The following is a 13,096-nucleotide window of genomic DNA, read 5'->3' as shown; positions in this document are numbered from 1 at the left end:
GATACTCTGTATTAAAAAATAAAGGTAAAAATAAAATGAAAAGTAAGTTATGGACCTATCGATACATTAAACAAAAGCGTTTTCCTATGGTATTTCTTGTTTGTAAGCTTCAATAATACCAATATTGGATTTTTTAAAAAGCAAAACATCACGATCTACGGTCAAAAGTTATACACTTTGATTACTCAGAATATGCGTGACGTCATATCCAGTTTTGTTTTTCTTTTTGATTTTGTTTTTCTTTTTACGTTTCTGCTATCTTTGCTGCTATGCAAATTCCCGAAGGAAAAAAAATTTATTTCTCTAGCGATAACCATCTAGGTGCGCCTACTCAAGAAGTGAGCAAGCCACGTGAAAAGAAATTTTTGAGTTGGCTAGACCAAGTAAAAGAAGATGCTGCTGCTATATTTCTTTTAGGAGATTTATTTGATTTCTGGTTTGAATATAAAACCGTAGTTCCTAAGCACCAAGTACGTGTTTTAGGGAGGCTAGCTGAAATTACCGATAGCGGTATCCCTATTTATTTCTTTGTTGGGAATCACGATTTATGGATGTTCGGTTATTTTGAAGAAGAATTGGGCATTCCTGTCTATCATAAACCTCAACAATTTGAGTTCAATAACAAGAAGTTTTTTATAGGTCATGGCGACGGTCTAGGACCAGGTGACAAAGGCTATAAAAGGATGAAAAAAATCTTTACGAGTCCATTTTTTCAATGGTGTTTTAAATGGCTACATCCAGACATAGGCGTAGGCATTGCTAGGCATTTATCGGTGAAAAATAAATTAATTTCTGGTGAAGATGATGCTAAGTTTCTAGGAGAAGAGAACGAGTGGCTGGCTCAATATGCCAAACGCAAGCTGGAAGAAGAGCACTTTGACTACTTTATATTTGGCCACAGACATTTACCTATGGAAATTCAAGTAGGTGAGAACTCTACTTACATCAATCTAGGCGACTGGATTACTCAGTATCGTTATGGTGTTTTTGATGGTACAGATTTTAAGCTGGAGCAATTTTAAAAATCAGCACTTTATATAAACTTAGGACATGAGATCTCTCAACCTTAATTGTAAACTGGTATTTCCTTGCCATTCATTTTCATCAATGGAGTACGCAATATGAAATTTTTTGCCGTCTGTGATCAGCTCTGACTTACTGCCTAGGCTGAATCCTATGGCATTAAAATTATTTTTATCTTCTTTATGAGCAGCCACCTTTATTTTCAAATGGTCTTCATTTTTTCCCACACATTTTCCATAACCAGTATCGACCACATTTTCTGTCATGAATATAGGAGTCATATTTCCTGGACCAAAAGGAGCCATTTGTTGAATAATCCTATAAAACTTAGGCGTTATGCGTTCTAACGGTAATTGAGAATCAATATGTATCTCAGGTGTTAAATGTTTGTTTTCTATAGTCGCACAAACTACTTCTTCAAATCTAGCTTTGAAATTTTCATAGTTTTCAGGAAGTAAAGTGAGCCCTGCAGCATACTTATGACCGCCAAATTGCTCTATAAAATCAGTACATTGTTCTAAGGCATTGTAAACATCAAAGCCTTTTACACTTCTTGCACTTGCAGCAAGTTTATCTCCAGATTTACAAAACACCAGCGTAGGTCTATAAAACGATTCTGTAAGTCTGGAAGCGACAATCCCTATCACTCCTTTATGCCAGCCCGCATCATACACCACACTAGTAAAATTATCTTGTTCTTTTTTGCTTATGATTTGTTGCAAAGCTTCTTCGGTAATAGACCGATCCAGCTCTCTCCTATCTGAATTGTAGTTTTCTATACCTGCCGCAAATTCCTTTGCTTTTTCTAGATCGGTTTCTTTTAATAATTCTACAGCATGCAAACCGTGCTTCATTCTTCCTGCCGCATTAATGCGTGGTGCGATGATAAAAACCACATCAGTAATGGTAAGCGTGCTTTTGTTCAAGTTAGAAATAATCGCTTCAAAACCAGCTCGCGGACTCATATTAATTACATTAAGACCGTGATAAGCGAGAATTCTATTCTCACCAATGATCGGGACAATATCTGCGCCTATGGCAGTAGCGACAAGATCTAGATATGGAATCAATATGTCAAAATCCCATTCATTTGCTTCTGTAATGGCTTGACACAGTTTAAAACCAACTCCGCAGCCGCATAATTCGTCAAAAGGATAAGAACAATCTGCTCTTTTAGGGTCAAGAACTGCAATCGCATCAGGAAGCTCTTTACCAGGTCTATGGTGATCACAAATTATAAAATCAATTCCTTTTTCTTTGGCATAAGCAACTTTATCTACAGCCTTTACACCACAATCTAGCGCAATGATTAACGAGAAATCATTGTCTGCAGCAAAATCAATTCCTTTATAACTTACTCCATATCCTTCATCATAACGATCTGGAATGTAAGTAGTCACTTGGTCATAAAAGCTTTCTAAAAAAGAAGACATCAAGGCTACACTAGTCGTTCCATCTACATCATAATCTCCGTAAACAAGAATGTTTTCATTGTTTCCTATTGCTTTTTGAACTCTCTTCACTGCTAGATCCATATCTTTCATTAAAAAAGGATCGTGCAGTTCTTCTAGGTTGGGTCTGAAAAAGGATCTCGCTTTCGCGAAAGCGTCTACACCACGTTGCACTAAAAGACCTGCAAGAAATGGGTCTATACCTAGCTCTTGAGCAAGTTGTGCCTGTTTTTGTGAATCTGGTGGTGGTTTAAGAGTCCAGCGCATGGTGTAAAGATACTATCATTTATGGGTTGTTATAAATCTGTTATCTTTAATAATTAAATTACCGTAAAATATAATTCTCTATGCCATTAGTTACACCGTTAGACGCCAGTCACGATCCAGAAACTGGACAACTTGCCGCTTTTTTCAATGAAACATTAGGTTTTTGCCCTAATTCTGTACTAACCATGCAACGCAGGCCAGCCATTTCTAAAGCCTTTATAAATCTCAATAAAGCAGTAATGGCAAACGAAGGTCGTGTAACCAGCGCTTTAAAAAGAATGATAGCTTGGGTTTCTAGCAATGCCACAGGTTGCCGTTATTGCCAAGCGCATGCCATAAGAGCTGCCGAGCGTTATGGAGCTGAGCAAGAACAACTGGATAACATCTGGGAATATCGTACGCATCCCGCTTTCAATGAAGCAGAACGTGCGGCACTAGATTTCTCACTTGCCGCCAGTCAAGTACCTAATGCTGTAAATCAAGAAATCCAAGATCGATTACACGAGCATTGGAATGATGGTGAGATTGTAGAAATGTTAGGTGTGATTTCGCTTTTTGGTTACCTTAATAGGTGGAATGATTCTATGGGAACCAGGTTAGAAGGAGATGCTATTCAAAGCGGTAATCATTATTTAGGAAAACACGGTTTTGAAGTAGGGAAGCATGTTTGATTTTTTATTGCATCAATTCACAGCTGCGTACTGAAGTCCACAGCTGTGAATATTATAATTAGTACAATCAGCCTAAATAAATGAATAGAATCTACACTAACGTCTTAAAGAATTATGAAAAACATTCTGATTTTTGTTATTTTATGTATCTCATGTAATAGAAAAAATGTTGATAAGGAAAAAGTTGCTATTGATTATAAGGTAGATACCACTTATTATACTGAAGAGAATTATAAGCGGCTTACGAATAATGAATCTTTAAACTATGAAGGCAATTGGCTATTTATGAAAACTAGATTTGAAAAACCAAATTCCAAATTTATTCCTGAAGGATTCTACTGTGATTCCACTAAATACAAAGTTCATATTAAGAAAAAAAGAATTGAGAATGATCAAAAAATATTATATAAACTTTCTAACAGAGAAATTTTTGAAGTACCAAAAGAAGCTAAAGGACTCCAACTATTTGTAGAGAAAGGTTTTCTAGATGATATAATTTATTGTCGTAACAAGCAATTCATATTTGACCTGTCAGAATTGAAATTTTTAGAAACTTCTGAAAACGTAAGAAGATATATGTTTTTAATAAATAGCAATAACTCAAATCAAAATAGGATGGGAATGGTTGAATTGAAAAACGATAACGCTGATCGGAAAACATCATTTGTAAAGTTTATAGAAGGAGCAACTGTTGAGATGACCGAAAACTCTATACTCTATTAATCTCAGTAGTCATTTACAGCAACCATAATTAAGAATGCCGCTTTTTTCAATCTAAAATTACTTGATTTAATTTTTCTTTTTCATCAATTCACAATTGCGGACTGAAGTCCGCAGCTTAAAACATTCTAAATGAATCATAGTGCTTGTTGTTGGTTTCGCTTTCGCGAAAGCGGAAAAATACAAATTGTAGCTGTAAAAAAGGTTATTTAAAATAATTCCAACACCAGAAACACGTCTTCAAGTTATAAACAAAGCTTCCAGAAAAGATGGGCAAATACTATCTTTGGTACTTACACGCCATACAAATCAATTTAGAATGAAAAAATTAGAACTCCTTAAGAAGTATTTTGGTTATGATAGCTTTAGGCCACTGCAAGAACAAGTCATAGACGATGTTATTGCTGGCAAAGACCTAATGGTGGTCATGCCTACAGGTGGAGGAAAATCAATGTGTTTCCAACTGCCATCCTTACTTCTCGATGGAATCACTTTAGTCGTGTCGCCACTAATTGCTTTGATGAAAGATCAAGTGGATGCGTTGCGAGCTAATGGTATTCCTGCTTCCTACTTCAACAGCTCACAAGATGCAAAGCAGCAAGAAGAGATGCTGCAAGAATTACGGTCAGGTGATCTTAAATTGATTTATGCAGCTCCAGAAAGCATAGGTTTATTGAACAATCATTTACAAGGAATTCCTGTTTCTTTAATTGCTGTAGATGAGGCACATTGTATCTCTACATGGGGACACGATTTTAGACCTGCTTACACGCAACTGTCTTACTTTAAAACTAGTTTTCCAGAGGCTAACCTCATCGCACTTACTGCCACTGCAGATCGTGCGACTCGTGCTGATATTAAAAAACAACTAGGTATTCAAAATGCTCAGGAATATGTTGCTTCCTTTGACCGTCCTAACCTAACGCTGGAAGTGCGACCAGGGAATAACCGCTTACAGCAAATGCGTCGCTTTTTAAAAAAGAACAAAGATGAGTCTGGAATCATTTATTGTTTGAGCCGTAAAACTTGCGAATCAATAGCCAGTAAATTAACAGCCTACGGTTTTGATGCTGCGGCTTATCATGCTGGACTAAGTCATGAAGAACGTGAAAATGTTCAAGAAATCTTTATTAAAGATGATCTTAAAATAGTTTGTGCGACCATTGCTTTTGGGATGGGAATCGATAAATCTAATGTGCGTTTTGTAATTCATTACAATATGCCCAAGAACATTGAAGGATATTATCAAGAAATAGGTCGTGCAGGTCGCGATGGGTTAAATTCTCATGCCTTATTATTTCACAGCTATGCAGATGTGATCCAACTGCGCAAATTTGCTGATGGAAGCGGTAATGCCGAAGTTCAAATAGCAAAGCTAGAGCGCATGAAGCAATTTGCTGAAGCGCTTACTTGCAGGAGAAAAATGCTGCTTTCTTATTTTAATGAATACCTAGATGAAGATTGTGGTAACTGCGATGTTTGCTTGAACAAGCCAGACTTCTTTGATGCTACCTTACAAGCTCAAAAAGCATTAAGCGCCATCGTTAGAACAGGAGAACGAGCTTCTCTTAATTTATTGATCGATGTATTGCGTGGTGCTCAAAATGCAGCCGTAATGGAAAGTGGTTTTCAAGCTATTAAAACCTATGGCGCTGGTAAAGAAACCTCATGGAACGACTGGCAACAATACATTGTTCAAATGATCAATCAAGGCTTGATAGAGATTGCGTTTCATGAACAAAATCACTTAAAAATAACACCACAAGGAAAAGAAGTACTTTTTGATGGTCGCAAAGTCTCACTAGCTGTCATTCCTAAACCAGAAGAACTGGCTGCCAAAAGAGCTCAACAAACTCAAGAAGCTTTACCTACTGAAGTGAATCGCGATCTTTATGAAGCATTGCGTAAAACAAGACTACAACTAGCTAATTCCAGCAATCTTGCACCTTATATGATTTTTAGTGACGCTACGTTAAAAGATATGGCGGCAAGAATACCTCTGGAAGATAATGAATTTGCAGATATCGTAGGAGTAGGAACACATAAACACGACACGTACGGCGTTCCTTTTTTAAGAATGCTCAAAGAATGGAAAGATTCTCGTAAAGAAGATTTTGTTTACCGAGAAGAAGTCGCAAAACCTAAACGTAAAAAGAAAAAAGCTTCAGGCCCTAAAAAAGATACCGTAATGGAAAGTGTTAAGCTTTTCTGGGATGGAAAAACGGTAGAAGAAGTAGCCGAAATAAGAGGGTTCCAGCCGTCTACAATACTAGCGCATCTCACAAAAAGATATGAATCTCATAACGACATCGATCTAGAAAAATTGATTGCTGGAAAAGATTACGATCTAATCGCTGAAGATTTTGACAAAGTAAAAGATTACGACAGTCTCAAACCAGTTTACGAACATTTTGATGGACAGATCGATTATGGCTCACTGCGAGTTGGTCTTACTTTGTTAAAAGAGAAAATGGTGGTTTAATCTATGATTAAGGCACCAGACCGCCGCGCCGAAAGACACAAAACACAAGACGCAGGACTTAAAAGGTGCATATTTAAATTCGGTTGCTTTACAAATACTATTGAGTTAACATTCTACTCTAAGAACTTAATCAAAAAGCAGTTAGAAATTAGATAAACAAAAATCACAAAAACTAAAAAATACTTTTGGCCTTTGTGATTGATGTATTATTATTTGATGGAGTACCTATCCTCCTACTAGTGCTGGATTTACCCAACTAAATTTTGCTGACTCTTCTGGTATTTTAATACGTTGAGAAACGCGTTCCATACGCGCAGGAAGTTTCATCAAATAATCTCTTGCTTTCTCTGCCTCTTCTGTAAGATGCGTCATGTTTGCAATATCCCATTGATCAATGAGCTTTTGCATGATATCTATATAATCTTGCGCGGTGTAAACTCCTATACGTTGTGCACTGTTTGAAAAATCTTCAAAAGCTGCTCCTATAGACTGTCCTGACTCTCTTAAAAACATGGCTGGCATCACGATTTTATGTACCATCATTTCTTTAAAAGCAATCATCATGTTGCTTGCGTCTACTTTAAAGATTTCTGTTACAAATGTACTGTATGCTTTATGGTGACGCATCTCGTCTCCAGAAATGATGCGACACATTTTAGAAAGCGCAATGTTACCATATCCGCGAGCTAATTTTGCCACTCTGTTGTGAGATATATAAGTTGCCAATTCTTGAAAGCTAGTATAGATAAAGTTTTTATAAGGATCTCTATCCGTACCGATGTCAAATCCATCAGTAAGCAAATGATGCGTTGTGATTTCTATCTCACGCATATTAACTCGGCCAGAGAGGTATAGATATTTATTCAGCACATCTCCGTGTCTATTCTCTTCTCCTGTCCACTGGCGCACCCATTTAGACCAGATATTTCCTTTTCCTTCTACCTGATTGATTCCTTCTACATCCATCAACCATGACTCATAAGTAGGCAATGCTTCTTCCGTAATCGTGTCACCTACTAAGGCTACCCAGAAATCATAAGGCAATTCTTTAGCAAGTTCACGCAATTCTTTTACCTCTTCAAAGAAAGTGTCTTCCTGGGAATTTGGTAAAAAATCAGTTGGCTGCCAGATCTTATCTACAGGAATCAGGTATTGATCCATAAAAGATGCTACTTTGCTCTCTAGAGATTGCATCACCTCGATGCGCTTATTTTTAAGGGGTAAATTCATTATTTCAATGTTGTGTTGTAAAGATAGTCGTTTAGAATTAGTATCGCTTTCGCGAAAGCGGAATTAACACAAACCCTAAACCGCAGTAGAAGTTATACTGTTATGAACGATTTCTTGAGTTTGCTGTATCAATTCATCATGATCTCTTCCTTCTATAGGAATAGGTCCATGGATCGTGAGTGAAATTTTATTTCCTAAACCATAAGGGAACTTCCCATATCGATCTACTTTCCAGCTGTTATTTATTGTTACAGGAACGACCACAGCATCGGGAACATATTTAAAAATTGTTTTTAAACCATTTGTTTGAAAAGGTTTAGGAACACCAGTACGACTGCGTGTACCTTCTGCAAAAATAACGACACTGTGCTTTTTCTTATGAACGTTTTTAGCAAATTTGATTAAAGCTGTAATAGCTTGCTTACGATCCTTGCGATCAATAGCACAATTCTCTCCTATTCTAAGGTTGAGAGATATACTCGGGATTCCTTTTGCGAGTTCCTTTTTGGCAATGAATTTTGCATGGTAATTTCTCAAATAATAAATAAGCGGTGGTATATCAAACATACTTTGATGATTACAAACAAAAACGTAAGATGGCCCAACTGGCAAATCGGTTTTAAAATCTATCTCAAAAGTGTTGAAAAGCGGTAATTGTGACTGCATCAAAAACCAATTAAGTATATAAACACTCTTACGATGCGGATTATAACCTCCTAATTTATAACAGATAAGCTGTATAGGATGAAATATAACCAATATCAAGAAAAACACTAGAAAGTGAATAACGGTTAAAGGGTATGAAATGATTTTTTGCATCTGGCAAAGGTAAATTGTATCTACAAATGAACGATCGAGATGTGATTAAATCGATATGCGTGCATAGTAAATGTGGTGTTAGGTATTAGGTTTTAGGTTTTAGGTTTTAGGTTAATTAAAAAACTGATTGAATAGAGAGCTATGAGAAGAACTAAATAAAAAAAGTGCTTTTGTTTTCACAAAAGCACTTTTAAGTTTTTTAAACGATTACTAATTAACAGTTTTCGTTATAAGCTTCTTTAAGGTTTTCAGCAATCATTTCTGCTGGTCTTCCTTCTATGTGATGGCGTTCTAACATATGAACTAATTCACCATTCTTGAACAACGCCATAGATGGAGAACTAGGAGGAAAAGGTATCATTGCAGCTCTTGCTACATCTACCGCTTCACGATCAACACCTGCAAAAACAGTTACTGTATGATCTGGTTTTTTTGCGTTTTCCAAAGACATTTTTGCTCCTGGACGTGCATTTGCAGCGGCACAACCACAAACTGAGTTTACTACCACTAGAGTAGTACCTTCTTTGCTTAGTGCTTCTGTTACTTCTTTACCTGTATATAAGTGCTCAAATCCTGCGTTACCTAAATCATCACGCATAGGTTGAACTAATTCTGCTGGGTACATAATTTTAATTTTTTACAAAGGTAAAGACTTATGCAACTATATAAAATAATTCTATGATCATTTAAGTTTATTATAAGAATGGTTTTGTTAATGGTGAGTTGGTGAGTTGGTGAGTTGGTGAGTTGGTGAGTTGGTGAGTTGGTGAGTTAAGTTTTAATAATAGTAGAGAACTCAAAATAAATTTATTGAAATTTTTACACTATAGATTAAGGATTATTAGTAACGATTATGAAGAAAGGATTTCATTACTGTTGTAGATTTCAAATTCAGATTCAGGTTCGAGTTCAACTTCAAGTTCCTTTCATCCATTTGTAAATGTTTAGTACCTTTAGAAGATAGTATTTCAAATATGTCTAAGAGAAAATGTCCTGAATGTGAAGAAGAAGTACGTGGTAGGGCCGATAAAATATACTGTAGTGATTATTGCCGTAATGTTGCACACAATAAATTAAATCGCGACAGCACAGCACTCATGCGTAATATTAATAACAGGTTACGCAAAAACTATCGTGTTTTACAAGAACTAAATCCTAAGGACAAAACCAAAGTAAGTAGGAATAAACTACTTGCAGCAGGATTTGACTTTACATTTTTCACCAGTATTTATACTACTAAAAAAGGAACGGTCTATTATTTTATTTATGATCAAGGTTACCTACCTATGGACGATGATTATTATCTAATTGTAAAAAGGGATTAATCAATAAATTACTTAACAAGACGTTGTATTTCTTATAAAACTCAGATTTCTTAATGGATTTTACCTCAAATAAAAATGTATACCGCTGGGCAATGATTGTTGCTGCAGTATTTTTTACATCACTTATTTTCTGGAATACTTATGATTTTTTCCAACAATTAAAGGAAAACGAACGTAAAAATATTCGTGAATTTGCGATTGCACAAAAAGATCTTGATAATCAAAAACTAAATGCCGAACTAGGTGAACTAGGTCTTACCGTAATAACCAATACCAGCACTGTTCCCATGATTGTGGTAAATAATAAAGGTCAAATTACTTCTAACAATTTACCAGAACACATTCAACAAGATAGTCTAAAGTTAATGGACCTTATAGAAGTCTATAAAAAAGAAAATCAGCCCATAGTCACTTACTTTGAGGACAAGCCTTTTACCACCATTTACTATGGAAACAGTGATTTAATTACAAAAACAAAATATTACCCAATGGCACTGGTAGTCATTATGTTTTTATTTTTCTCTGTGATCTGGTTTTTCTATCGCTCTAATAAAGCTAGTGAACAAAATAAACTCTGGGCTGGAATGGCAAAAGAAAGTGCGCATCAAATAGGAACACCTCTTTCCTCCTTGGTAGGCTGGACCACTATTTTAAGAGATACAGAGGTAGACCCAACTTACATTGATGAAATGGAAAAGGACATCAATAGACTTAAAATGATTACAGATCGCTTCTCAAAAATAGGTTCTATTCCTAAACTTGTAGAAGTAGATATAGTAGAACAAACTCAAAAAGCAACCGATTACATCGCCAATAGAACCTCTAAACTTGTGAAATTTGATGTGGACTTGCCAGATCAACCTATTGCAGTGAAGTTGAATGAACCTTTATTTGAATGGGTTATTGAGAACCTCATCAAAAATGGTATTGATGCAATGAAAGGAAAAGGAGAGATCTCCATTTACCTCAGAGCAGATGTTTATAATATATTCATTAAAATAAAGGATAGCGGTAAAGGAATTCCTAAAAGCGAATGGAATCAAGTATTTAAACCTGGCTTTACTACTAAAAAGCGCGGTTGGGGTTTAGGACTATCCTTAGCTCAACGTATTATTAAAGATTACCATAATGGAAAAATCAGAGTTTTAGACAGTAAGAAAGATCAAGGAACTACATTTGAGATCACATTAAATAGAATACAAAAAACTACCGCAGTATGAAAACGGTAAAAGAAATTTTTGAAGACCAGCAGCAACTACTATCTGAACCAGCCGTTCAAGTACTAATAGCAGAGTATGAAACCGTGTGCGATGACTATATAGATTTAGAACAGGTTACAGGAATGAATAAAGAAGAACCACTTAAAGAACTTGTTAGACAAATCTTACAGTCCGTAAACGATGAAATAAAAAGAGATGAAGATGCCTTAAGATTTAAAGAAACAGCTCGAGTTGATTTTAAATCAGCAGTTGTTAATTTAAAATCCTATATCTACATGTATTTGAAAGATTACAATATTAGATTATATTGATATTAACTTCTGGGTAAGGTAACCGTAAAAGTAGTTCCCTGACCGTAGACGGTTTCCATATCAATAGAACCTTCAAAATTTTCTACGATTTGTTTTACCATTGCAAGACCTAAGCCCATACCACTGTTTTTTGTAGTGAATTTAGGTTCAAATATTTTCGTTTCAAAATCAGGATGGATCCCTGTTCCAGAATCAGATACAATGATGTAAATTTTTAAATCATCGTGCTTTACAGAAACTTCAATTTTATTTTCGTGGCTTACATCAGTTGCTTGTATGGCATTCTTGACGAGATTTGTAACCACTCTTATCAATTGAGTTCTATCAAAAACCGCCTTAAGCGATTCACAATCTGACGAGTAATGAATATTAGATTCATTAAAGATATCTAATGCAAGTTGTGTCACCATACACACATCAGTTTCTTCATTTTTTTGAGCTGGCATAGCAGCATAAGTGGAAAACGCACTTGCAATATTGCTCATAACGTCTATTTGCTCTATAAGCGAGTTAGAGTACTCGTTGAGCTTTTCTTTATAATTAGGGTCAGTAGGATCAAATCTTCTTTGAAAGCTCTGTACCGTTAATCGCATAGGCGTTAATGGGTTTTTAATCTCGTGAGCTACTTGCTTTGCCATTTCCCGCCATGCTTGCTCTCGCTCACTTGTTGCTAGCTTCACCGCACTTTCCTCTAATTCTTCTACCATTTTGTTATAAGATTCCACCAAAGTGTTGATCTCTTCTGTTCCTTTATGGTCTACTTCTAGTTTTCTATTTCGTTTTGAAATGTCGAGCTCTTTTAAATTGTCAGAAATACTCCTGATAGACCTTGTAATATAACGTGCTAAGAAATAAGCTAAAACCAGGGAAATCAAGAACATTAAGGTATATACAAGACTTAATCGCTTCAAGAACTCCTCGAGTTCATAACTCATGAAATCATCGTTTTCTATGTAAGGCAAATTAAGAATTGCGATATTCTTAAACTTATTATCAGTGAGGTAAGAATAACTCGATCGATAGCTTTGTCCATCCAGCTCAAACCTTCTTACATATCGACCATCTTCAGCGTTATCAAGTTCTTGTAAAATCTCTTTAGAAACCTGACTTCTTAAACTGTCTGTCTTAAACTGAGTTCTAGAGCTTTTTCTTAATCTACCTTCTAAGTCATAGATATTAACCTGCATTCCGTGAACGGTGCTTATTCCTGCTATTCTTTCTCTAAAAATTAAAGGAAGGTTTTCAGTAGTAATTTCATAATCTGTTTCCCTAAGTTCATTTGCAATATCTTTTTTGATAGCAATCTCTTTACGAAACAATCTTTTTTCATGGTAATCCTTAGCCTGTTCTTTGAACTGATAAATAGACATTCCAGCAATAAGAACACTCGCAACTATGGTGAGTACTACCATGGAAAAGAAGATGCGATTTCTAAGACTATTCGTGTACAATTTCATTGAGGTAAAAATAGCAATAATTGAGCCAGTTGCGATTGAGTTACATAATTTATCCTAATTAGTAGGTAAAGCATCCGCTTTCGCGAAAGCGGAACCAATTTCATTCTCTCAAAAATTAAA

The 13,096-nt window shown here is 35.7% G+C and carries 12 protein-coding genes; 7 read left to right on the top strand and 5 right to left on the bottom strand.

Annotation, left to right across the window (positions count from 1 at the left end; all coding sequences use genetic code 11):
- Positions 1–269: 269 nt before the first annotated feature.
- Complete coding sequence (locus DDD_RS07795; RefSeq protein ID WP_015362268.1) at positions 270–1,022, top strand: UDP-2,3-diacylglucosamine diphosphatase; 753 nt, start codon at positions 270–272, stop codon at positions 1,020–1,022.
- A 21-nt stretch (positions 1,023–1,043) separates the two neighbouring features.
- On the opposite strand, the gene recJ is transcribed toward DDD_RS07795, so the two are convergent.
- Positions 1,044–2,741 carry a single-stranded-DNA-specific exonuclease RecJ gene (gene recJ, locus DDD_RS07790; protein WP_015362267.1) on the bottom strand — a complete coding sequence of 566 codons (1,698 nt, stop codon included), beginning with the start codon at positions 2,739–2,741 and terminating at the stop codon, positions 1,044–1,046.
- A gap of 80 nt (positions 2,742–2,821) precedes the next feature.
- On the opposite strand from recJ, the gene DDD_RS07785 reads away from it, so the two are divergent.
- The 3 genes from DDD_RS07785 to recQ all read left to right on the top strand — a co-directional run bounded on the left by DDD_RS07785 (position 2,822) and on the right by recQ (position 6,614).
- Positions 2,822–3,412: a carboxymuconolactone decarboxylase family protein gene (locus DDD_RS07785; protein WP_015362266.1), complete on the top strand. Its 591-nt coding sequence runs from the start codon at positions 2,822–2,824 to the stop codon at positions 3,410–3,412.
- Positions 3,413–3,526: 114 nt separating this feature from the next.
- A complete protein-coding gene (locus DDD_RS07780) occupies positions 3,527–4,135 on the top strand; it encodes a hypothetical protein (RefSeq protein ID WP_015362265.1) in 609 nt (202 codons plus the stop codon).
- A gap of 316 nt (positions 4,136–4,451) precedes the next feature.
- Entirely contained in the window at positions 4,452–6,614 is a 2,163-nt protein-coding gene (recQ, locus tag DDD_RS07775) for a DNA helicase RecQ (protein WP_015362263.1), read from the top strand.
- 225 nt (positions 6,615–6,839) lie between these two features.
- On the opposite strand, the gene DDD_RS07770 is transcribed toward recQ, so the two are convergent.
- The 3 genes from DDD_RS07770 to DDD_RS07760 all read right to left on the bottom strand — a co-directional run bounded on the left by DDD_RS07770 (position 6,840) and on the right by DDD_RS07760 (position 9,288).
- Positions 6,840–7,844, bottom strand: a complete 1,005-nt coding sequence (locus DDD_RS07770; RefSeq protein ID WP_015362262.1) for an acyl-ACP desaturase — start codon at positions 7,842–7,844, stop codon at positions 6,840–6,842.
- Between the two features lie 75 nt (positions 7,845–7,919).
- Positions 7,920–8,663 (bottom strand): lysophospholipid acyltransferase family protein, encoded by a 744-nt coding sequence (locus tag DDD_RS07765; protein WP_015362261.1) that lies wholly within the window; start codon positions 8,661–8,663, stop codon positions 7,920–7,922.
- A 214-nt stretch (positions 8,664–8,877) separates the two neighbouring features.
- Entirely contained in the window at positions 8,878–9,288 is a 411-nt protein-coding gene (locus tag DDD_RS07760; RefSeq protein WP_015362260.1) for a BrxA/BrxB family bacilliredoxin, read from the bottom strand.
- A 349-nt stretch (positions 9,289–9,637) separates the two neighbouring features.
- On the opposite strand from DDD_RS07760, the gene DDD_RS07755 reads away from it, so the two are divergent.
- From DDD_RS07755 to DDD_RS07745, 3 genes are read left to right on the top strand one after another with little or no spacing between them, the layout of a single operon-like run.
- Positions 9,638–9,988: a hypothetical protein gene (locus DDD_RS07755; protein WP_015362259.1), complete on the top strand. Its 351-nt coding sequence runs from the start codon at positions 9,638–9,640 to the stop codon at positions 9,986–9,988.
- 53 nt (positions 9,989–10,041) lie between these two features.
- Positions 10,042–11,208, top strand: a complete 1,167-nt coding sequence (locus tag DDD_RS07750) for a sensor histidine kinase (RefSeq protein WP_015362258.1) — start codon at positions 10,042–10,044, stop codon at positions 11,206–11,208.
- Positions 11,205–11,519: a hypothetical protein gene (locus DDD_RS07745; RefSeq protein WP_015362257.1), complete on the top strand. Its 315-nt coding sequence runs from the start codon at positions 11,205–11,207 to the stop codon at positions 11,517–11,519. Before DDD_RS07750 ends, DDD_RS07745 begins: the two co-directional genes overlap by 4 nt.
- A 2-nt stretch (positions 11,520–11,521) precedes the next feature.
- Here the strand turns inward: DDD_RS07745 and DDD_RS07740 are convergent, their stop codons facing one another.
- A complete protein-coding gene (locus DDD_RS07740) occupies positions 11,522–12,976 on the bottom strand; it encodes a sensor histidine kinase (protein WP_111474653.1) in 1,455 nt (484 codons plus the stop codon).
- Between the last annotated feature and the right edge of the window lie 120 nt (positions 12,977–13,096).

The sequence above is a fragment of the Nonlabens dokdonensis DSW-6 genome, from assembly GCF_000332115.1.
Taxonomy (GTDB): Bacteria; Bacteroidota; Bacteroidia; order Flavobacteriales; family Flavobacteriaceae; genus Nonlabens; species Nonlabens dokdonensis.
The sequence above is the reverse complement of the archived record's forward strand: the minus strand, read 5'-3'. Positions and strand labels throughout refer to the sequence as shown.

Coding starts and splice junctions, on each gene's coding strand:
- DDD_RS07795 (WP_015362268.1), top strand. CDS start 270: ATGCAAATTCCCGAAGGAAAAAAAATTTATTTCTCTAGCGATAACCAT.
- recJ (WP_015362267.1), bottom strand. CDS start 2,741: ATGCGCTGGACTCTTAAACCACCACCAGATTCACAAAAACAGGCACAA.
- DDD_RS07785 (WP_015362266.1), top strand. CDS start 2,822: ATGCCATTAGTTACACCGTTAGACGCCAGTCACGATCCAGAAACTGGA.
- DDD_RS07780 (WP_015362265.1), top strand. CDS start 3,527: ATGAAAAACATTCTGATTTTTGTTATTTTATGTATCTCATGTAATAGA.
- recQ (WP_015362263.1), top strand. CDS start 4,452: ATGAAAAAATTAGAACTCCTTAAGAAGTATTTTGGTTATGATAGCTTT.
- DDD_RS07770 (WP_015362262.1), bottom strand. CDS start 7,844: ATGAATTTACCCCTTAAAAATAAGCGCATCGAGGTGATGCAATCTCTA.
- DDD_RS07765 (WP_015362261.1), bottom strand. CDS start 8,663: ATGCAAAAAATCATTTCATACCCTTTAACCGTTATTCACTTTCTAGTG.
- DDD_RS07760 (WP_015362260.1), bottom strand. CDS start 9,288: ATGTACCCAGCAGAATTAGTTCAACCTATGCGTGATGATTTAGGTAAC.
- DDD_RS07755 (WP_015362259.1), top strand. CDS start 9,638: ATGTCTAAGAGAAAATGTCCTGAATGTGAAGAAGAAGTACGTGGTAGG.
- DDD_RS07750 (WP_015362258.1), top strand. CDS start 10,042: ATGGATTTTACCTCAAATAAAAATGTATACCGCTGGGCAATGATTGTT.
- DDD_RS07745 (WP_015362257.1), top strand. CDS start 11,205: ATGAAAACGGTAAAAGAAATTTTTGAAGACCAGCAGCAACTACTATCT.
- DDD_RS07740 (WP_111474653.1), bottom strand. CDS start 12,976: ATGAAATTGTACACGAATAGTCTTAGAAATCGCATCTTCTTTTCCATG.